The 18895-nt window shown below is 64.4% G+C and carries 21 protein-coding genes; 8 read left to right on the forward strand and 13 right to left on the reverse strand.

Annotated elements, in window-relative coordinates:
- Window positions 1-16: 16 nt before the first annotated feature.
- Genes rplW through rpsJ form a run of 4 tightly spaced genes read right to left on the reverse strand, consistent with a single transcriptional unit; the run spans window position 17 to window position 1983 of the window.
- Window positions 17-322 (reverse strand): 50S ribosomal protein L23, encoded by a 306-nt coding sequence (gene rplW, locus HMPREF3151_RS07920; protein ID WP_070475003.1) that lies wholly within the window; start codon window positions 320-322, stop codon window positions 17-19.
- Window positions 323-988: a 50S ribosomal protein L4 gene (gene rplD, locus HMPREF3151_RS07925; protein ID WP_070475004.1), complete on the reverse strand. Its 666-nt coding sequence runs from the start codon at window positions 986-988 to the stop codon at window positions 323-325.
- Window positions 985-1641, reverse strand: a complete 657-nt coding sequence (gene rplC / locus HMPREF3151_RS07930) for a 50S ribosomal protein L3 (protein WP_070475005.1) — start codon at window positions 1639-1641, stop codon at window positions 985-987. Before rplC ends, rplD begins: the two co-directional genes overlap by 4 nt.
- A gap of 36 nt (window positions 1642-1677) precedes the next feature.
- On the reverse strand, window positions 1678-1983 hold the full coding sequence (gene rpsJ / locus HMPREF3151_RS07935; protein ID WP_034997227.1) for a 30S ribosomal protein S10: 306 nt from the start codon (window positions 1981-1983) through the stop codon (window positions 1678-1680).
- Window positions 1984-2573: 590 nt separating this feature from the next.
- Here rpsJ and HMPREF3151_RS07940 point away from each other — a divergent pair.
- Genes HMPREF3151_RS07940 through HMPREF3151_RS07965 form a run of 6 tightly spaced genes read left to right on the forward strand, consistent with a single transcriptional unit; the run spans window position 2574 to window position 5890 of the window.
- Window positions 2574-3140, forward strand: coding sequence for an Asp23/Gls24 family envelope stress response protein (locus tag HMPREF3151_RS07940; protein WP_070475006.1), 567 nt, complete (start codon window positions 2574-2576; stop codon window positions 3138-3140).
- Window positions 3141-3143: 3 nt separating this feature from the next.
- Entirely contained in the window at window positions 3144-3446 is a 303-nt protein-coding gene (locus HMPREF3151_RS07945) for a hypothetical protein (RefSeq protein ID WP_070475007.1), read from the forward strand.
- Window positions 3447-3488: 42 nt separating this feature from the next.
- Window positions 3489-3689 (forward strand): hypothetical protein, encoded by a 201-nt coding sequence (locus HMPREF3151_RS07950; RefSeq protein WP_034997223.1) that lies wholly within the window; start codon window positions 3489-3491, stop codon window positions 3687-3689.
- Complete coding sequence (locus HMPREF3151_RS07955; protein WP_070475008.1) at window positions 3689-4669, forward strand: Asp23/Gls24 family envelope stress response protein; 981 nt, start codon at window positions 3689-3691, stop codon at window positions 4667-4669. The genes HMPREF3151_RS07950 and HMPREF3151_RS07955 overlap by 1 nt, the downstream gene beginning before the upstream one ends.
- The gene (locus tag HMPREF3151_RS07960; RefSeq protein ID WP_070475009.1) at window positions 4653-5333 is read left to right on the forward strand and encodes a hypothetical protein; all 681 of its coding nucleotides are present in this window, start codon (window positions 4653-4655) and stop codon (window positions 5331-5333) included. The genes HMPREF3151_RS07955 and HMPREF3151_RS07960 overlap by 17 nt, the downstream gene beginning before the upstream one ends.
- Entirely contained in the window at window positions 5330-5890 is a 561-nt protein-coding gene (locus tag HMPREF3151_RS07965) for a hypothetical protein (RefSeq protein ID WP_070475010.1), read from the forward strand. Before HMPREF3151_RS07960 ends, HMPREF3151_RS07965 begins: the two co-directional genes overlap by 4 nt.
- Here HMPREF3151_RS07965 and HMPREF3151_RS07970 read toward each other — a convergent pair.
- The 5 genes from HMPREF3151_RS07970 to rpsL all read right to left on the reverse strand — a co-directional run bounded on the left by HMPREF3151_RS07970 (window position 5887) and on the right by rpsL (window position 11335).
- Window positions 5887-6567, reverse strand: coding sequence for a hypothetical protein (locus tag HMPREF3151_RS07970; protein WP_070475011.1), 681 nt, complete (start codon window positions 6565-6567; stop codon window positions 5887-5889). The two genes, HMPREF3151_RS07965 and HMPREF3151_RS07970, sit on opposite strands and share 4 nt — an antisense overlap.
- An 85-nt stretch (window positions 6568-6652) precedes the next feature.
- Complete coding sequence (gene tuf / locus HMPREF3151_RS07975; RefSeq protein WP_070475012.1) at window positions 6653-7843, reverse strand: elongation factor Tu; 1191 nt, start codon at window positions 7841-7843, stop codon at window positions 6653-6655.
- Window positions 7844-8167: 324 nt separating this feature from the next.
- Entirely contained in the window at window positions 8168-10291 is a 2124-nt protein-coding gene (gene fusA, locus HMPREF3151_RS07980) for an elongation factor G (protein WP_070475013.1), read from the reverse strand.
- A gap of 201 nt (window positions 10292-10492) precedes the next feature.
- Complete coding sequence (gene rpsG, locus HMPREF3151_RS07985) at window positions 10493-10960, reverse strand: 30S ribosomal protein S7 (RefSeq protein WP_070475014.1); 468 nt, start codon at window positions 10958-10960, stop codon at window positions 10493-10495.
- Between the two features lie 3 nt (window positions 10961-10963).
- Window positions 10964-11335, reverse strand: a complete 372-nt coding sequence (gene rpsL / locus HMPREF3151_RS07990) for a 30S ribosomal protein S12 (protein ID WP_034997208.1) — start codon at window positions 11333-11335, stop codon at window positions 10964-10966.
- Window positions 11336-11559: 224 nt separating this feature from the next.
- Here rpsL and HMPREF3151_RS07995 point away from each other — a divergent pair, with 224 nt between their 5' ends.
- A complete protein-coding gene (locus HMPREF3151_RS07995) occupies window positions 11560-12858 on the forward strand; it encodes a hypothetical protein (protein WP_070475015.1) in 1299 nt (432 codons plus the stop codon).
- On the opposite strand, the gene HMPREF3151_RS08000 is transcribed toward HMPREF3151_RS07995, so the two are convergent.
- From HMPREF3151_RS08000 to HMPREF3151_RS08005, 3 genes are read right to left on the reverse strand one after another with little or no spacing between them, the layout of a single operon-like run.
- On the reverse strand, window positions 12816-13262 hold the full coding sequence (locus HMPREF3151_RS08000) for a hypothetical protein (RefSeq protein ID WP_070475016.1): 447 nt from the start codon (window positions 13260-13262) through the stop codon (window positions 12816-12818). The two genes, HMPREF3151_RS07995 and HMPREF3151_RS08000, sit on opposite strands and share 43 nt — an antisense overlap.
- Window positions 13199-13462, reverse strand: coding sequence for a hypothetical protein (locus tag HMPREF3151_RS12035; protein ID WP_168160621.1), 264 nt, complete (start codon window positions 13460-13462; stop codon window positions 13199-13201). Before HMPREF3151_RS12035 ends, HMPREF3151_RS08000 begins: the two co-directional genes overlap by 64 nt.
- Complete coding sequence (locus HMPREF3151_RS08005; RefSeq protein WP_070475017.1) at window positions 13459-14055, reverse strand: hypothetical protein; 597 nt, start codon at window positions 14053-14055, stop codon at window positions 13459-13461. Before HMPREF3151_RS08005 ends, HMPREF3151_RS12035 begins: the two co-directional genes overlap by 4 nt.
- Before the next feature lie 81 nt (window positions 14056-14136).
- Here HMPREF3151_RS08005 and HMPREF3151_RS08010 point away from each other — a divergent pair, with 81 nt between their 5' ends.
- The gene (locus HMPREF3151_RS08010) at window positions 14137-14757 is read left to right on the forward strand and encodes a DUF1707 SHOCT-like domain-containing protein (RefSeq protein WP_070475018.1); all 621 of its coding nucleotides are present in this window, start codon (window positions 14137-14139) and stop codon (window positions 14755-14757) included.
- Between the two features lie 97 nt (window positions 14758-14854).
- On the opposite strand, the gene HMPREF3151_RS08015 is transcribed toward HMPREF3151_RS08010, so the two are convergent.
- Complete coding sequence (locus tag HMPREF3151_RS08015) at window positions 14855-18853, reverse strand: DNA-directed RNA polymerase subunit beta' (protein WP_070475019.1); 3999 nt, start codon at window positions 18851-18853, stop codon at window positions 14855-14857.
- Between the last annotated feature and the right edge of the window lie 42 nt (window positions 18854-18895).

The raw sequence follows: 18895 nt of genomic DNA on the forward strand, positions 1-18895 counted from the left end.
CGCTGTGCGATAGCCGTTAGGCCGTCGCACCTCCGAAGATGTCGATGGAGTCGCTGCCCTCGCGGAGCGTGACGTAGGCGCGCTTGGTGTCCTTGCGCTGGCCGTAGCCGGTGCGGGAGCGCTTGCGCTTGCCCTCGCGGTTAGCGGTGTTCACCGAAGCGACGTCGACGCCGAAGATCTGCTCCACGGCAATCTTGATCTGGGTCTTGTTGGCCGACGGAGCGACGAAGAACGTGTAGGTGTTCTGCTCCATCAGGCCGTAGCTCTTCTCAGAGAGCACGGGCGCGATGATGATGTCGCGCGGGTTCGCGATCTTAGCCATTTACTTCTCCTCCTCCGCAGCGGCGGTAGCGAGCTCCTTGCCGCGGTTGACGAAGGTGTGCAGCGCCTCGACCGAGAACACAACGTCGTCAGCGTTGAGCACGTCGTATGCGTTGAGCTGGGTCGGCTCAATGACGTGGACGCCCGGCAGGTTCCTTGCGGAAAGACGGGAGTTCTGGTCATCACGGCCGATCACCAGCAGAACCGACTTGCGGTCCGTGAGGCGCTCGATGAAAGCGCGGGCGGACTTGGTCGACGGGGTCTGGCCCGGAACCAGGTCCTCCACGATGTGGATGCGCTCGTTCTGTGCGCGGTTGGTCAGGGCGCCCGCGAGGGCAGCCTTGATCATCTTCTTCGGGGTGCGCTGCGCGTAGGAACGCGGCTGCGGACCGTGCACGGTGCCACCGCCGGTGTAGTGCGGAGCGCGGATGGAACCCTGGCGTGCGCGGCCGGTGCCCTTCTGTCGGAACGGCTTCTTGCCGCCACCGGAAACCATGCCGCGAGTCTTCGTCGCGTGGGTGCCCTGGCGTGCGGCAGCAAGCTGTGCGTTCACAACCTGGTGCATCAGCGCCACGGATGCCTCACGGTCGAAGAACTCGGCCGGGAGATCGACAGAGCCCTTGGTGGCTCCGTCAGCGGTGTGGACGTCAAGCGTCAGGTTCGTCATGCGTGAGCACCGCCCTTCACTGCGGTCTTGACGGTAACAACGGAACCCTTAGCGCCCGGGATGGCGCCCTTGATCAGGATGAGGTTGTTGTCGCCGTCGATGCGTTGGATCTTCAGGTTCTGGGTGGTAACGCGGTTACCACCCATGCGGCCTGCCATGCGCGTGCCCTTGAACACGCGGCCCGGGGTTGCGCAGGCGCCGATGGAGCCCACGCGACGGTGCGCAGCCTGGTTACCGTGTGCGGCACCCTGGCCGGCGAAGCCGTGGCGCTTCATAGCGCCGGCGTAGCCGTGGCCCTTGGTGGTGCCGGCGACGTCCACGTAGGTGTCGCCCTCGAAGATGGTTGCGTTGAACTCCTGGCCGAGTTCGTAGCCCGAGGTGTCATCCATGCGGATCTCGGTGACGAAACGGCGCGGGTTCACGCCGGCCTTCTTGAAGTGGCCAGCCTGCGGCTTCTTTGCCTTACGGGGATCGATGTCGCCGTAGGCGATCTGGATGGCGGAGTAGCCATCGGTCTCAGGGGTACGGATCTGGGTGACCACGCACGGCCCAGCTTCGACGACGGTAACCGGGATAACTCGGTTGTCTTCGTCGAAGATCTGGGTCATGCCGAGCTTCTTGCCCAGAATGCCCTTGATCTGGTTCTCAGACATGTTGTTAGTTCTCCACTACTTACGTTGGGGATTGCTCTACTGGATGTTCACGTCGACGCTTGCCGGCAGGTCGATGCGCATGAGCGCGTCCACCGTCTTGGGCGTCGGGTCGAGAATGTCGATGAGGCGCTTGTGAGTGCGCATCTCGAAGTGCTCGCGAGAATCCTTGTACTTGTGGGGAGAACGAATAACGGCGTACACGTTCTTCTGGGTGGGCAACGGCACCGGGCCAACGACGCGGGCACCCGTGCGGGTGACCGTCTCGACGATCTTCTTCGCGGATGCGTCGATCGCCTCGTGGTCGTAAGCCTTGAGCCTGATGCGGATCTTCTGTCCCGCCACGCTTACCTCTTCCTCGCATCCCCACGTTCGTCCTATTCCCTTCCGCTCGTTTCGAACGGAGTGAGAAACGGGCTGAAGCGGTGGGGTTTGTAGCTTCTAGTTTCTCTATAACGTTGTCCGGGCTGGGCCCTTGGCTCAACGCCAGTGTCGTTTCTGACTGTCATGACACGTCCGGAAGGTGACCGAGCAAATTCATGCTGTTTCAGTGCTTCCGCCAAGGCGTGCCCGTCTATAAGCACGTGCCTGGGTGTCAGACTCGGAAGGGTGCGTGACCCTTGCGTACTGCCGCTGTGAATTTGCCATGGCCCTTCTCCGGTTCTTCCGGTTGGAAGGTGTCATGTTTGCCTGGCCACCGACCAGTTTCATCCGGTCCATGTCAAGGCAACCTGGGTATTAAAACACAAGGTTGCAGGAAGCACAAGCCCGCTTATCGACGAACCTTCGGCCGGTCCCGGATTATTTCAACTTGGTATCACCTTCTTTCTGGCCCGGCTGGGCCAGATATATGTGTGTACCCTTTATTTCCAGGCCGTGCGCCTCATATTTGAGAGCGCGCGGAGACACAGTATTTACAGATTGAAAGGACCGTCATGGCCGACAAGAACGTCAACGAGACCTCTGCAAACACCCCGGACACCGCCGCAGCGAAGACCGGCGCGAACACCCCGGCTTCTTCTTCCACCGCTGTGGAGCCGGAGCAGGTCCGCCCGCGCAACGAGAACCTGGAGACCGAGCACGGCTCCACCGTCATCGACGACAACGTTGTGGGCAAGATCGCAGGTATCGCTGCCCGCGAGGTCTCCGGCGTGAACAACCTCGGCGGCGGCGCTGCCCGCATGTGGGGCGCTGTACGCGAGTCCCTGACCTCCTCCACCAACGTCCAGCAGGGCGTCAACGTGGCAGTCGAGGACGGCCACGCTTCCGTCGCTGTCGCCATCATCGCGGAGTACGGCGTTGCCATCCACGAGCTGGCGAACGCGATCCGCGAGAACGTCACCGTCGCAATCACCCGCATGACCGGTCTGATTGTGGACCGCGTGGACGTTACCGTGCACGACGTTCACCTGCCGGAGCAGGAGGGTGCTGAGCAGTACGAGGAGACCAACTCCGCCGCGAACGCCAACTACCAGGCTGTCAACCAGTCGATCAACCAGTAAGCCATGGCGTACACCCCCGTTAGCCGCGAGGTTGCGGAGGGCGTCCGCGATGCTGCCGTCGCCGTCGACGGGGTCGCCGGATTGCACGGCGGCCGCGTAGGCGAGATTGCGACCTACCTGCCCAACACCCGCATTGAAGGTCTGAAGGCCATCTCTCGGGACGGCCGAACCGGATTTGAAGTCCACTTCATCTTCGATGTCGCTTCCGGCCGCAAAGTGCAGGACGTGGCCGAGGATGTCCGCGCGGCTGTGCTCGGCGCATCCGACGCGGAGTTCGTGGACGTTGTCGCAGGCGACGCGCAGTAGCGCGGCCCGCCCCAACCTCATAACCCGAAACGTGGTTTTATTATGAATCTTTTTGCCAACAAGGCGCTGACAGGCATCCTCATCGGTGTCGTGGTCGCCTTCTTTGTCACCTTCGGCGGTTGGCCGGGCCTGCTCTGGCTGCTGCTGTTCACCATCATCGGCGGGGTTGTCGGGGCCCAGCTCGACGGCCGTCTGGATCTGTCCGCGGCCCTGAGTAACGGCACCGGCAGAGGCCGAAGCTAATGGATAATTCCTTCTACCACGTCAGTGAGCGCACCATCGAGCGCGTCGCTGAGGTGGCAGCTGCGGCGGTACCGGGCTGCCGGACTATCGACGCAAAGCTGGCCGGGCTGGCGGGACGCAGCTTCCCGCGGATCCACGCCCGGCTGGACCAGGCGACGGGCACAGTGGCGGTGGACACCGAAATTGCCACCTCCTACCCCGCCCCGGTTGCTGCCATCACCGACGCTGTGCGCGCAACCATCATCGCGCACATTCGCACGCTGGTGGGCCTGGATGTCTCCCGTGTGAAGGTCACTGTGGCCAATGTGGAAACCCTCCCCGACACCGGCCGCGTGACCTGGGACCAGGTGGCGGAGCACGAAGCTTTCGTGATTCCTACCCCCGTCGAGGTCTCCCCGACCCACGTGGAGCACCCCGTGACCAAACCGCGCGAGCAACTCGCGCCGATCAAGGCGCGCTCGCTTGTCGACGACATGAGGGACGTGGTCGTCCCCGCCCCGATCGAGGTCGAGCACCCAGAGAAGCCGGAACCGGTCCGCGCGGCAGGCGTGCAGACCCCGGAGCCGGTGCGCACTTTCTCGCCGGAGGTGCCGGAGCCGCAGCGTCTCGCTGCCATCCACACCTCCCCGACGGAGGCACGCGTACCGTTCCCGCCGGAGCCAGTCCGGACGTGGGCGCCGCAGGCGAACGGGGTTATCCCCCGCCACCCGCAGCTGCCCCCGCTGCAGCCGCTCAAGCCTGTGGACGTCACGCGCTTCGCCCAGCCCCGCGATGTTCCTATGCCGAACCGCGCACCGCTGAAGCCGATCACGGTTAACCGTCCGCCGCTTAAACCCATCGTGGTGGAGCCGGTGGCGCGGGCCCCGATCACTTCCGCGCCTGCGCCGCAGCCTGTGATTGTGCCCCAGGCACCAGCACCGAAGCCGCTTAAGCAGATCACGATTGAACCGGTGGTGAAGTACTATGACCGCTCCCGCTAACACTGCGCCCAACAACGCGGCGCCCAATAACGCAGCTGTCGGCCCCCACCCGGGTGACGAACCGCTGGGCAACCCCGCCTCGCGCTGGTTCGCGGTGCTGATCAGCCTGCTCTTGCTGGCTCTTGCTGGCGTGGCTGCGCGCGATCTGTGGTACCACTTCTACGGCGATGAGGCCCCGTCGGACTCCTGGCTGGGCCGCACCTGGGACTTCCTCGGTTCCTTCGAGGCGGACGTCACCGCCGTCGTTGTGGGGATCCTCCTCGTGCTGGTCGGCTTGTTCCTGGTGTTCTTCACGTTCAAGCCGCGCCCCCACGGGCACGTGCGCGTGAACTCGCCGGCGTCCATCTGGACCCGTCCGGTGGACATCGCCCGCAAGACCACGTTCACCACTCGCGGCGACCTCGGCGGCGAGCAGGTGAGCACGAAGGCGAACCGCAAGTCCGTCAAGGTGCAGGTGGTCGACGACGGCTCCGGCACGGCGATGCAGGAACGCATCACCCGCGCGCTCAACGACGAGTTCCGCGTGCTGAAGGCGCAGCCTGCTGTGTCGGTGAAGCTGCTGCCCAACCCGGGCTCGCAGCAGGTTGCCGCGCAGCGTGCGAACGTGCCGCAGCAGCCGTCCGGTTCCACCATTGACTCGACGACCCCGGAGGTGACGCGATGACTAAGACACTCAGCTTCTTCAACCGCCTGGCAGTCTTCCTGCTCGGCCTACTGCTGATTCTTGCTGGCCTCTTCCCCATCGCCGAGTACTGGCAGATCCCCTACCTCGTCGACGCGGCCGACTTCGTCGACCGCACCCGCCTGATCGACCTGGGCTACCAGGACCACTACATCACCGCCCTGATCATCGGCGCTATCCTCGCGGCGATCCTGGGCCTGTGGATCCTGCTGGCGAACATCCGCTCCCGCGCGTTTTCCAACCGTGGCATTCTGCCTGCGGACCCGGAGCACGGCGAGACAATTATCAACGTCCAGCGCGTCTCCGAGGCGGCCTGCACCTCCCTGGAGCACGCCAACGAGATCCGCCGCGCCTCCTGCAAGGTGGCGATGGTTGGCAAGCGCCCGACAGCGACGTTCACCGTATTCGCCAACCCCGAGTACCCGTTTGACGACGCCGTGCGCGTCATCGAGGCTGCGGACCAGGACTTCCGCATGGCCAACCACACCATGGAGATTGACTCGGTGTGGAAGCTCCACCTGGACCGGATCGCCGCCTAGCGCTCCAGTTCCAGCACGAGCTTCACCCGCCCCAGCGTGAGCGGCTTCCCGCCACCCGCTGGGGCTATTTCCATGTCTGCTCCCGGCTCGCAGCGCAGGATCTCGCTCCAGGCGACGCGTTCGCTGACCACGGCGCGCCCCTCCACCCGCCATATGCGGATGCGCTGCCCCACCACAGCCCTCGCACCGTCGTCGAACTGCACCAGCCACCGCCTGTTGCCCACGTCTTCGCGGGCCATGCCTATCGACGCCTCCGGTGCCCCCGTAAGCCGCGTCACCAACGACACAACCCCTAAGCGGTGCTCCACCCCTTCCGCATCGGCGATCACCAGCGGCAATCCGGGTCCCGCCTTGCGCATGCCACCGATGTGCCACACCGCCGGCATGCGCTCAGGGTCGGCGCCGCTGCGCACCACCACATACCCGCCCGTGATGGTGACCAGGTGCGGCGGGTTGACGGTGGTGATCGTGTGGGGGCCGGAGTTGGCGTCGATAAGCGAAGGATGCTCGCGCTCCAATGCCTCGAGCAACTCGACGGCTTCCTCGTCGGTCGTGCCCCAGCCGAGGCCGCTGTTCTGCAGGACCCCGATGAGCTGAGCGAGAGTGAGGTCCGGCTGGCCCTCCCAGGCGCGCTGCACGGCCTGGGTCAGTCGTGGAATACGGGTGGGGTCGTGCACGCATCAGAGCCTAACGCATGAGAAAAGCCGCCCTCCCCAGCGGGGAGGACGGCTTCTACGTCAGCTGGTTACACCAGGTCTGGAATTAGTCCAGGATCTTGGTGACGCGGCCAGCGCCGACGGTGCGGGAGCCCTCGCGGATAGCGAAGCGCAGGCCCTCGTCCATAGCGACCGACTGGATCAGCTCGACGGACATCTCGACGTTGTCGCCCGGCATGACCATCTCGGTGCCCTCCGGCAGCTTCACAACACCGGTGACGTCGGTGGTGCGGAAGTAGAACTGCGGACGGTAGTTGTCGAAGAACGGGGTGTGGCGGCCGCCCTCGTCCTTGGACAGGACGTAGACGGAACCCTCGAACTTGGAGTGCGGGGTGTAAGCGCCCGGGTGGATAACAACCTGGCCACGCTCAACGTCCTCGCGCTTCAGGCCACGGAGCAGCAGAGCTGCGTTGTCGCCAGCCTCGGCGGTGTCGAGAAGCTTGTTGAACATCTCGATGGAGGTGACGGTGGTCTTCTGGGACTTCTCGCGGATACCGATGATCTCGACCTCGTCGTTGAGGTTGAGCACGCCACGCTCCACACGACCGGTAACCACGGTGCCGCGGCCGGAAATGGTGAAGATGTCCTCGATCGGCATCAGGAACGGCTTGTCGGTCTCGCGCTCCGGATCCGGGATGGCGTCGTCGCAAGCCTGCATGAGGTCAACGACGGACTGGACCCACTTCTCGTCGCCCTCGAGAGCCTTCAGAGCGGAGATGTGGACGATCGGAGCCTCTTCGTCGTAGTCCTGCTCAGCCAGCAGCTCGCGGACCTCCATCTCGACGAGCTCGATGATTTCCTCATCGTCGACCATGTCGCACTTGTTCAGTGCAACGAGGATGTACGGAACGCCGACCTGGCGAGCGAGCAGCACGTGCTCGCGGGTCTGCGGCATCGGGCCGTCGGTTGCAGCAACCACGAGGATTGCGCCGTCCATCTGAGCAGCGCCGGTAATCATGTTCTTGATGTAGTCGGCGTGGCCCGGGGCGTCCACGTGAGCGTAGTGACGCTTCGGGGTGTTGTACTCCACGTGGGAGATGTTGATGGTGATGCCGCGCTCGCGCTCCTCCGGAGCCTTATCGATGGAGTCGAAGGCGAAGGCCTTGTTCTCCTCCGGGTAAGCGTCAGCCAGCACCTTGGTGATAGCGGCGGTGGTGGTGGTCTTGCCGTGGTCGACGTGACCGATGGTGCCGATGTTCACGTGCGGCTTAGAGCGCTCGAACTTTTCCTTTGCCACTGTTGTCCTCCTGGACTTCATGGTGACTACGACCTTCGCAGCCACGTGGTTTACATACGCCCCGGCCCGCGCCCAGCGCAGGGCACGGATACGGGAGCCATTTCACAATGTGCCAGTTACAAGATCCTAGGTTTCCAGCGGCCGTTTTTCAAACCGGCCTCGCCGTTTCCCCCGGATCGACCTAGAGGGTAACGGCCGGCTCAGACACCGCCCTGTTCCTGGGCGGTACCTCAGCGCGGCCGCTGCCCTCTCGCCCCGCCTCCGCGGAATCCGCGCCGCACCGCTGGCACGCGGTGCGGACCCGTGAGGAGGGGCGGGCGGCAACTACTTGTTGCCGTTGCGCTCGTCGATGATCTCCTGAGCGACGGACTGCGGAACCTCAGCGTAGGAGTCGAACACCATGGTGAAGTTCGCGCGGCCGGCGGTGGAGGAACGCAGATCGCCGATGTAGCCGAACATCTCGGACAGCGGCACCTTCGCCTTGACGACCTTCGCGCCGGAGCGGTCCTCCATAGCGAAGACCTGGCCGCGGCGGGAGCTGATGTCACCGTTGACGGTGCCCATGTACTCCTCCGGGGTCACAACCTCGACGGCCATGACCGGCTCGAGCAGGACCGGCTTCGCCTTGGCGACAGCTTCCTTCAGCACCTGGGAGCCAGCGAGCTTGAACGCCATTTCCGAGGAGTCGACGTCGTGGTAAGCGCCGTCCTCGAGGGTGGCCTTGATGTTCACCAGCGGGTAGCCGGCGAGGAAGCCGTACTGCATCGCGTCCTGGATACCAGCGTCGACGGACGGGATGTACTCCTTCGGCACGCGGCCACCGGTGACAGCGTTCTCGAACTTGTAGGAAGCGGACTCGCCCTCTTCCAGCTCCTCCGGGTCCGGGGAGTACGGCTCGATGGTGACGATGACCTTCGCGAACTGGCCGGAACCACCGGTCTGCTTCTTGTGGGTGTAGTCCAGGGACTCCACCTTCTTGCGGATGGTCTCGCGGTACGCAACCTGCGGGGAACCGATGTTCGCCTCGACCTTGAACTCGCGCTTCATGCGGTCCACCAGCACGTCGAGGTGCAGCTCGCCCATGCCGCCGATGACGGTCTGGCCGGTCTCCTCGTCCAGCTGGACGGTGAAGGTCGGGTCCTCTTCGGCGAGCTTCTGAATAGCGGTGCCCAGCTTCTCCTGGTCAGCCTTGGTCTTCGGCTCGATGGCCACCTGGATCACCGGATCCGGGAAGTCCATGGACTCGAGGATGATCGGGTGGTCCGGGTTGCACAGGGTGTCGCCCGTGGTGGTTTCCTTCAGACCGATGAACGCGTAGATGTTGCCGGCGTCGGCGTGCTCGACCGGGTTCTCCTTGTTCGCGTGCATCTGGAAGAGCTTGCCCACGCGCTCCTTCTTGGACTTCGTGGAGTTGAGCATCTGCTCGCCCGGGATAGCCTGGCCGGAGTAGACGCGCACGTAGGTGAGCTTGCCGAAGAACGGGTGCACGGCGATCTTGAACGCCAGAGCGGAGAACGGCTCCTCGACGGACGGCTTACGGGTCAGTTCCTCTTCACCGTCGACGGAGGTGCCGTGGACGTCGCCGATGTCGATCGGGCTCGGCAGGTATGCGACGACAGCGTCGAGGATCGGCTCGATGCCCTTGTTGCGGTATGCGGTACCGCAGAACACCGGGTAGATCTCGGAGGCGATGGTCATCTTGCGGATGGCTGCCTGGATCTCTTCCTTCGTCAGCTCCTCGCCGCCGAAGTACTTCTCCATGAGCTCCTCGTCGGACTCTGCGACGGTCTCGAGCAGCTTCTCGCGGTACTCCTCAGCCTTCTCCTTGAGATCCTCCGGGATCTCCTGGATCTGCGGCGGGGTGCCGGTCTCGACCTTGCCCGGCCACATCAGGGCCTTCATGTCGATGAGGTCCACGACGCCGTCGAAGTCATCCTCAGCGCCGATCGGCAGCTGCATAACCAACGGCTTCGCACCGAGGCGGTCAACGATGGTGCCGACGGTGTAGTAGAAGTCAGCGCCCAGCTTGTCCATCTTGTTGACGAAGCAGATACGCGGAACGTCGTACTTCGCGGCCTGACGCCACACCTGCTCGGACTGCGGCTCCACACCCTCCTTGCCGTCGAACACGGCAACAGCGCCGTCGAGCACGCGCAGGGAGCGCTCCACCTCAACGGTGAAATCCACGTGACCCGGGGTGTCGATGATGTTGATCTGGTTGTTTTCCCAGAAGCAGGTCACGGCAGCGGACGTAATGGTGATGCCGCGTTCCTTCTCCTGCTCCATCCAGTCAGTGGTCGCGCCACCATCGTGGGTCTCGCCAACCTTGCGGTTGATACCCGTGTAGAAGAGGATGCGCTCGGTGGTAGTGGTCTTACCAGCATCGATGTGGGCCATGATGCCGATGTTGCGGACCTTGTTCAGATCCTTAAGCACTTCTTGTGCCACGTTGATACCCCAACTTTGAAGTCGTCGACGCCTTGCGGCGCCGTTGTCGGTCAGTTGTCCTTTGTCAATTCTGCCACCTTTTCACTGAAGTGGCAGCGTGAGGTTCGCCTCAGCTGGAAAAACCCGGAAACGCACCAGCTCGCTTCCCTGGGAAGCGGGTATGCAGTTTCCGGGTTTCCATGCTTCGCCTTGCTCCAGCGATTACCAGCGGTAGTGGGCGAAGGCACGGTTGGCCTCGGCCATCTTGTGGGTGTCCTCGCGGCGCTTCACGGATGCGCCGAGACCGTTGGAAGCATCCAAGATCTCGTTGGCGAGGCGCTCCATCATGGAGTTCTCGCGACGCTGGCGGGTGAAGGTGACCAGCCAACGCAGGGCGAGGGTGGTGGAACGGGCCGGCTTGACGTCAACCGGCACCTGGTAGGTCGCGCCACCGACACGGCGGGAGCGAACCTCGAGGTCCGGGCGGATGTTGCCGATTGCCTTCTCCAGGGTGCCCACCGGGTCGGTGCCGGTCTTCTCACGGCACTGCTCGAGAGCGCCGTAGACGATGCGCTCTGCGGTGGACTTCTTGCCGTCCCGCAGGATCTTGTTCACGAGCATGGTGACCAGCTCGGAGTTGTAAACCGGATCCTTGACTACGGGACGCTTCGGTGCTTGCTGCTTACGCATTGTTTACTGTCCCTTCTTCGCGCCGTAACGGGAGCGAGCCTGCTTGCGGTCCTTCACACCCTGGGTATCCAGAGCGCCACGGACGATCTTGTAGCGCACACCCGGCAGGTCCTTCACACGACCGCCGCGCACGAGCACCATGGAGTGCTCCTGCAGGTTGTGGCCCTCGCCCGGGATGTATGCGGAAACCTCGATGCCGGAGGTCAGGCGCACACGCGCGACCTTACGCAGAGCAGAGTTCGGCTTCTTCGGAGTGGTGGTGTACACACGGGTGCACACGCCGCGACGCTGCGGGGAACCCTTCAGCGCAGCGGTCGCCACCTTGGTGGACTTATCGTGGCGGCCCTTACGGACCAGCTGCTGAATAGTAGGCATTCACGCTCTTTCTGTTAGCGCTTCCCGCCCACACCCGGCCATACATGCAAAAATGGGGGCTCTTCTTCGGGGCCCTGCCGATTGCATGAACTACCGTGTGAACGAGTCGCATGGAGTTCGAGTACTTCGCACCGCGTGACACGGGCGAAACCTCGTCAAAACTACACCGAAAGAACGTCGCAAAGCAAACTGCGCCTTCGCACCCCTCCGGTTACACTGCTGCTATGACTCCTTGGACGGGTGTCTCCCGCTCGCTGCGCGACGTGGCTGTCGAGTCCGCCGCGATTCCGGCACGCGCAGCGTATCTGCTATTTCGGCACCTGCCCCAACTGGTCACCGTCATTTGCCTCGGGTTGGCCGCGCGCCAGACGGTGATCTGGCTCGCAGTGTGGCTCTCCACGTTCAGCAGCCTCGCCGCCAGCCTGGTCATGCCGCTGGCCCCGCTGATGGTGATGCTGTCCATCATCTTCTCGCTGTGGCTTCTGCGCCCCTCTCTTCCCTTCCTCGCGGCGACATTCCCGAGCCGCAACGACGGCTCTTCCAAGGTGCGGTTGCTTTCTGCAGGCGGCATGCTCATCTCGTTTCTCACCGTGTACTCCACACACGGCCTGCTCAAAGAAGACCTCGCCGCGTTCCGGCGGGCGACTACCTACGACGAGTACTTCAACCAAGGTTTCGAAGCGGATTTCTCGCGCGCATTTATCGACGACACCGCCGCCCTCATCGGCCTGATCGCCGGCACGATCGTGCTGCGCAAGATCATCGGCTACTTCGCCCTGGCGGAAAAGGGCCTCGGTCTGACCTACCTCGCCGCCTACCTGGAAGTGCTGTGGATGACCACGGTGTCGGTGTTTCTGACCAACCGTTTAAGCGCGGTACAGGATTGGGCCCTGTCCTGGCGCAGTCTCGCCCCCGTCCACCGGCGCTACGAGGAATTAAAGACCGACGCCGCCGAGCACACCGGTGCCCTCGGCGCAGCGTGGGAGTGGCTTTCCGACCAGCTACCGGCGCTGAACCAGCTGGTGACCGTCCCGGTCGCCTGGCTGACGCTCGGTGCCGTTGTCTTCGGCACCACACTCACCGCCAAGAAGGTGGAAGAGGCGAAGGTGGAGGAGGTGCCGAAGGGGACGTCGATAAGCATCCGCAAACGGATGCAGACCGCCGCCCACAACGAAGCAAAGCACGCAGTCGACGAGGCGCTCAAACCCGTGGCAGGGCCGATTAAGGCGACGCTCAAGGGGCTGGGAACGCTCGCGCGGGCGGGGCTGATTCCGATGACCATCTTCTGCATCATGTTCATGCTCGCCACCAGCGTCGAGCTCGGCGTGGTGGAGCTGGGGCGCGCCCTGATCGGTCCTGTGGACAGCAAGGTGGTCGCGGAACAAGCCCTCAGTTACCTGCTCGTGGTCGCGCGGGCGGTCTACCTGCTGGTTGTGGTGTGCCTGATCGCCTCAGGCCTGGATTTCTTCCTGCGCCACAGCTACTCGCCGGAAGAAGAGGAATCCGCAGGCGCATCCACGTAAACCTTCGGTTCCGGCAGCTCCACCGTGACAAAGTGGGGAAAGTCCCACCCAAAATGCAGCTTTTCCGGTTGCACGCCGTCCGGCAGCGCGAGCGGGGTGACCTTGCGCCACTCGCCCGGGCGTGGATCCCCCGGCTCGAGGTGCAGCTCGGTGGACCCAATCTCGCCCACCCGGACCACCGGGCCGGCCTCCCCCGGGGGCGTGCATGCGTGCAGGGCGCTGAAGTCGTCGATGGGTGTGCCGAAAAGGCCGTCTTTACGCAGGTACTCCTTGCCGTCTGAGCCGGTCACCCACATGCGGCAGTTTTCCAGCACGGACTCTTCCGAGGCATTCCACTGGGTCAGCACCGCCCAGATGGTGAAGCCCTCCGGGGCGTAAAGGCCGATCTGGCTTTCGTCCTCCACCGCTTGGAAGCCGTGCCGTTGAAATTGGCGGCCAATGTGACCTGCACGTCGTCCACGTCGCCGATAATCGGGGCTGAGCTGGCGTAGTCGAAGCTTTCGGCGGCACGGTCTGCGGCGTTGGGCAGCACGTCGCGAAGCTGCATGCCCAACACAAGCAACGCAAGCGCCGCGGCTGTGGTCCACACCTTGCGGAAATTCATTGCAGCTCCACCTCCGCGACGCGCTCCTTGGCAAACCAGGTTTTGTCGCCGTCCAGGAACGACTTGCGGTACTCCATCGACCACACCACCAGCGTGTCGCCGCTGCCGTCGCCACTGAACACCAGCGCGATGTCCTGGGGCACGTCCGGATTCAGCACCTGGTTGTGCGGCAGCGGGACGCTCTCGAGGTCCTCGTCGCCGGTGAGTCGCGCGTCGATCTTGTGGAACTTCGGCTGCGCGTCTGCCGCCAGCGACGAATCCTCGAGGTGAAACGCCTGTTGCCACTGCAGAGCGTAGATGGGACGCTCCGCGGTGTTTGTCAACCGCATGTGCACCACCCGCGCTCCGTCGAGGAGGTAGGTGCGCTGCACCTGGACAGCCAGGGGCGCTACCTCCAGTTCTTCCGGCTGGTCCAGATCAGCGGCGGAGACGACCTCCTCCGGCGCCGCCTCCCCGAAGCCGCCGGCAAGCCCCGTCACACCGGCGAGCGCGAGCAAGCCCGCGATGGTCGCGTTCGTCCTCGTCCTGAGGTCCGCCGCGACCGACTTGGCCAGACCCCGCACGGGCTGGCTTCCCGCCGCCTTCTCGTTCACACGTCGAATCTAAGCAGAACGCGCCCAATTTCGCGTGCTGTTCTCCTGCTCTTGCCAACTTTGTCCACTACTGTCCAAGTCATGGACAACCCCACCCCGCCCCGTAAACGCGCCTCCGACGCAGAGCGTCACACCGCCGCCAAGCATCTCCAGGAAGCGTTCGCCGACGGGCAGCTCTCCATGTCCGAGTTCGACGAGCGCTCCCGCGCTCTCTACGCCGCCACGTACGCCGATGAGCTCCCCGCATTGGTGGAGGATCTCTCCCCCGTCGCGCATGCCGAGCGGGAGGCCGCTCCCTCCCAAACGAGGGTTTCTGGCGAAAGCGGTGGTTCCTCGTTTTCCCTGTGTGTCATGGGCGGGACCGAACGCACCGGGCAGTGGCTCGTGGCACCGACGCATACCTCCATCACCCTGATGGGCGGCAACGCGCTCGACCTGCGCGAAGCCCGGCTCGCCTCGCGCGAAACCACGATCTACGCACTCTCGATCATGGGCGGCATCGACATCATCGTGCCCGAGGACGTCCGCGTGATCGACGACGGCGTGGGCATCATGGGCGGCTTCGGGATGGAGGACCACCCCTCCTGCACCCTCTCCGTCGCGCAGCTGCCTGCCGACGCACCCGTGATCCGCGTTCGCGGCCTCGCACTCATGGGCGGCGTGGGGATCACCCGCGCGGCCCGCGGCGTCCGGGTGCGGTAGAGCGGCCCGTCGAAAAGCAAAACGCCCGGCCTCCCCTCGCGGGGAAGCCGGGCGTTTCTCACGCAGACCTAGCTAAGCCAGAATGCTGGGCCTGGTGTTACAGCTCCTCGAAGCCGAACTCGTCCATCGGGACGGAGGCACCGGTGAACTCGCCGTAGCCCTCATCGCCGTAGATGGAGTCGCCGAACGTCGGGATCGAGTACGCCGCGGAGCGAGCCGCCTCGGTCGGCTTGACCTGGATGTTGCGGTAGCGGGAAATGCCCGTACCGGCCGGAATCAGCTTGCCGATGATCACGTTCTCCTTCAGGCCGATCAGCTTGTCGGAGCGCTTGTTGATCGCGGCGTCGGTGAGCACGCGGGTGGTCTCCTGGAAGGAGGCCGCCGACAGCCAGGACTCCGTGGCCAGCGACGCCTTGGTGATGCCCATGATCTCGGAGCGCATCTCCGCCGGCTCGCCGCCGTCCGCCACCGCTGCGGCGTTGACCTGGCGTGCCTCGGACAGATCCACCAGGGTACCCGGCAGGAACTCGGTGGAACCCGAGTCGATGACGGTGCCGCGGCGCAGCATCTGGCGGATGATGATCTCGATGTGCTTGTCGTGGATGGACACACCCTGGGTGCGGTACACGGCCTGGACCTCGTCGATCAGGTGCTTCTCCACACCACGGCGGCCGAGGACCTCGAGCACGTCGTGCGGGTCGGCGGCGCCGCGGAGCAGACGCTCGCCCACCTCGACGTGGTCGCCCTCGCGCAGGCCGCGCTCGATCATGGCGTCCGGGTTGGACTCCATCGGGCGACGCACCTGGGCCAGACCCTGGCGCTTGGACAGCTTCTCGTAGACCACCAGGTCGGAGCCGTCGTCCGGGTGGATGGTCAGGGTCCAGAAGTTGCCCTCGTCCTCGAGCGAGATGGTGCCGGCCACGGACGCGATCGGGGCGCGGTTCTTCGGCACGCGGGCCTCGAACAGCTCCTGCACACGCGGCAGACCACCCGTAATATCGCCGCCGACGCCGCCCTGGTGGAAGGTACGCATGGTCAGCTGCGTACCCGGCTCACCAATGGACTGCGCGGCCACGATGCCGACTGCCTCGCCGATGTCGACGAGCTGGCCGGACGCCATGGACTTGCCGTAGCACTTCGCGCAGACACCGGTCGGAGTCTGGCAGGTCAGCACGGAGCGGACCTTGATCTCGGCGATACCGGCTGCCACGAGCTCGTCGATACGCTCCTCGGTCAGCTCGGTGCCAGCCTCGGCGATGACCTTGTCGTCGGCGTCCTTCACATCGGCTGCCAGGACACGGCCGGACACGGAGGTCTCAACCAGGTCGTGGCGCACGAAGGAGTCGCCTGCCGCCTCAGCCACCGGGACCTTGACGCCCTGGCGGGTGCCGCAGTCCTCCTCGCGGACGATGACGTCCTGCGCCACGTCCACCAGACGGCGGGTGAGGTAGCCGGAGTCCGCGGTACGAAGCGCGGTATCGGCCAGGCCCTTGCGGGAACCGTGGGAGTTGTTGAAGTACTCCATCACGGACAGACCTTCGCGGAAGGAGGTCTTGATCGGGCGGGTGATGTACTCGCCGCGCGAGTTCACGACCATGCCCTTCATGCCGGCCAGGGTCCAGATCTGGCGCATGTTACCGGCAGCACCGGACTTCACGATCATCGGAATCGGGTTGTCGTCCGGATACAGGTCCTCCACGGCCTGACCCACCTTGTTGGTGGCGTCCTGCCACAGCTCGACCAGGCGGTCGTAGCGGTTCTCCTCGGTCAGCGCACCCTTCTCCCAGAACTTGCGCTCGATGGCCTCGGCTTCCTTCTCGTACTGCTCGAGGACCTCGGTCTTGTTCGGGAGGATGAGCACGTCGGCCATGGAGATGGTCACGCCGGAACGGGTCGCCCAGTAGAAGCCTGCGTCCTTCATCTTGTCCAGCACCTGCGCGACGGTGATCATCGGGTACTTCTCAACCATGGACTGGATGATGTCGCCCAGCAGCAGCTTGCCGCCGCCACCGCCCTTACGGACCATGGCGCCTTCCTGGTACGGGAAGTTGAACGGCAGCAGCTCGTTGAACATGATGCGGCCCAAAGTGGTGTCCGTCATCCACGCCTGGCCCTTTTCCCAGCCGTCCGGGAACTGCTCGGCCTCGATCTCCGGGGTCGGACGCAGGTGGTCGATGCGCACCTTGATCGGGGCCTGCAGGCCCAGCACACCCAGGTCGTAGGCCATGATGGCCTCGCGGTAGGACGAGTAGACGCCGCGGGCCGGGCCGTTGTCGTCGGCAGGTGCGTACGCGCCCTCGCCGCCGATCTCCTGCGGGCCCTTCTCCATGGTCAGGAAGTACAGGCCGGTGACCATGTCCAGGCGCGGCATCGCCAGCGGCTTGCCGGACGCCGGGGACAGGATGTTGTTCGACGACAGCATGAGCACGCGGGCCTCAGCTTGCGCCTCTGCGGACAGCGGCAGGTGGACTGCCATCTGGTCGCCGTCGAAGTCGGCGTTGAACGCCTCACAAGCCAGCGGGTGCAGCTGGATGGCCTTACCCTCGACCAGCTTCGGCTCAAAGGCCTGGATGCCCAGGCGGTGCAGCGTCGGCGCGCGGTTGAGTAGCACCGGGTGCTCCGAAATCGCCTCTTCGAGGACGTCCCACACCTCGGGGCGCTGGCGCTCCACCATGCGCTTGGCGGACTTGATGTTCTGCGCGTAGTCGTTGTCCACCAGGCGCTTCATCACGAACGGCTTGAATAGCTCGAGCGCCATGCGCTTCGGCAGACCGCACTCGTGCAGCTTCAGCTGCGGGCCGACGATAATCACGGAACGGCCGGAGTAGTCCACACGCTTACCCAGCAGGTTCTGACGGAAGCGGCCCTGCTTGCCCTTGAGCAGGTCGGACAGGGACTTCAGCGGACGGGTGCCCGGGCCGGTGACCGGACGGCCGCGGCGGCCGTTGTCGAACAGAGCGTCAACAGACTCCTGCAGCATGCGCTTCTCGTTGTTCACGATGATCTCGGGCGCGCCCAGGTCGATCATGCGCTTCAAACGGTTGTTGCGGTTGATCACGCGGCGGTACAGGTCGTTCAGGTCGGAGGTGGCGAAGCGGCCGCCATCGAGCTGGACCATCGGGCGCAGCTCCGGCGGGATCACCGGGATCGCGTCCAGGATCATGCCGGCCGGGTCGTTGCCGGAGCGCTGGAACGCGGCGACGACACGCAGGCGCTTGAGCGCGCGGACCTTCTTCTGGCCCTTGCCCTCGGCGATGATGCCGCGCAGTTCCTCGGCCTCGGCGTCGAGGTCGAAGTTGCGGATCAGGGTCTGGATCGCCTCCGCGCCCATGCCGCCGGTGAAGTAGTCCTCGTAGCGGTCAACGAGCTCCTCGTAGAGGTTCTCGTCGATGATCATCTGCTTCGGAGCGAGCTTCTGGAAGGTGGTCCAGATCTCGTCCAGGCGCTCAACCTCGCGCTCGCCAGCCTCGCGCATGTGCTGCATTTCCTTGTCCGCAGCGTTCTGCACCTTCTTGCGGGCAGCGGCGGTCGCGCCGGAAGCCTCGAGCTCAGCGAGGTCCTCCTCCAGCTTCTGCGCGCGGTCCGCGATCTCGGAGTTGGTGTCGTCCTCGACATCCTTCTTCTCCATCAACATCTCCGCCTCAAGGGTGGACATGTCGTTGTGGCGGGCCTCATCGTCAACGGAGGTGACAATGTTCGCAGCGAAATAGATGATGCGCTCGAGGTCCTTCGGCGCCAGGTCCAGCAGGTAGCCCAGGCGGGACGGAACGCCCTTGAAGTACCAGATGTGGGTCACCGGAGCGGCCAGCTCGATGTGGCCCATGCGCTCGCGGCGCACCTTGGACTTGGTCACCTCAACGCCGCAGCGCTCACAGATGATGCCCTTGTAGCGGACGCGCTTGTACTTGCCGCAGGCGCACTCCCAGTCGCGGGTCGGGCCGAAGATGCGCTCGCAGAACAGGCCGTCCTTCTCTGGCTTGAGCGTGCGGTAGTTAATGGTCTCGGGCTTCTTCACCTCGCCGTGGGACCAACGGCGGATGTCGTCGGCGGTGGCCAGGCCGATGCGAAGCTCGTCGAAGAGGTTTACGTCAAACACGTAAAAGTTCCTTTTCTTCTAGATGTGTGCTGTTCGTTCGTC

This window comes from Corynebacterium sp. HMSC05H05, from assembly GCF_001807265.1.
In the GTDB taxonomy this organism is placed as follows: domain Bacteria; phylum Actinomycetota; class Actinomycetes; order Mycobacteriales; family Mycobacteriaceae; genus Corynebacterium.

Excerpts from the sequence above, each read along its gene's own strand:
- rplW (WP_070475003.1), bottom strand. The coding sequence starts at position 322 with ATGGCTAAGATCGCGAACCCGCGCGACATCATCATCGCGCCCGTGCTC.
- rplD (WP_070475004.1), bottom strand. The coding sequence starts at position 988 with ATGACGAACCTGACGCTTGACGTCCACACCGCTGACGGAGCCACCAAG.
- rplC (WP_070475005.1), bottom strand. The coding sequence starts at position 1,641 with ATGTCTGAGAACCAGATCAAGGGCATTCTGGGCAAGAAGCTCGGCATG.
- HMPREF3151_RS07940 (WP_070475006.1), top strand. The coding sequence starts at position 2,574 with ATGGCCGACAAGAACGTCAACGAGACCTCTGCAAACACCCCGGACACC.
- HMPREF3151_RS07945 (WP_070475007.1), top strand. The coding sequence starts at position 3,144 with ATGGCGTACACCCCCGTTAGCCGCGAGGTTGCGGAGGGCGTCCGCGAT.
- HMPREF3151_RS07950 (WP_034997223.1), top strand. The coding sequence starts at position 3,489 with ATGAATCTTTTTGCCAACAAGGCGCTGACAGGCATCCTCATCGGTGTC.
- HMPREF3151_RS07955 (WP_070475008.1), top strand. The coding sequence starts at position 3,689 with ATGGATAATTCCTTCTACCACGTCAGTGAGCGCACCATCGAGCGCGTC.
- HMPREF3151_RS07960 (WP_070475009.1), top strand. The coding sequence starts at position 4,653 with ATGACCGCTCCCGCTAACACTGCGCCCAACAACGCGGCGCCCAATAAC.
- HMPREF3151_RS07965 (WP_070475010.1), top strand. The coding sequence starts at position 5,330 with ATGACTAAGACACTCAGCTTCTTCAACCGCCTGGCAGTCTTCCTGCTC.
- rpsG (WP_070475014.1), bottom strand. The coding sequence starts at position 10,960 with ATGCGTAAGCAGCAAGCACCGAAGCGTCCCGTAGTCAAGGATCCGGTT.
- rpsL (WP_034997208.1), bottom strand. The coding sequence starts at position 11,335 with ATGCCTACTATTCAGCAGCTGGTCCGTAAGGGCCGCCACGATAAGTCC.
- HMPREF3151_RS07995 (WP_070475015.1), top strand. The coding sequence starts at position 11,560 with ATGACTCCTTGGACGGGTGTCTCCCGCTCGCTGCGCGACGTGGCTGTC.
- HMPREF3151_RS12035 (WP_168160621.1), bottom strand. The coding sequence starts at position 13,462 with ATGAATTTCCGCAAGGTGTGGACCACAGCCGCGGCGCTTGCGTTGCTT.
- HMPREF3151_RS08010 (WP_070475018.1), top strand. The coding sequence starts at position 14,137 with ATGGACAACCCCACCCCGCCCCGTAAACGCGCCTCCGACGCAGAGCGT.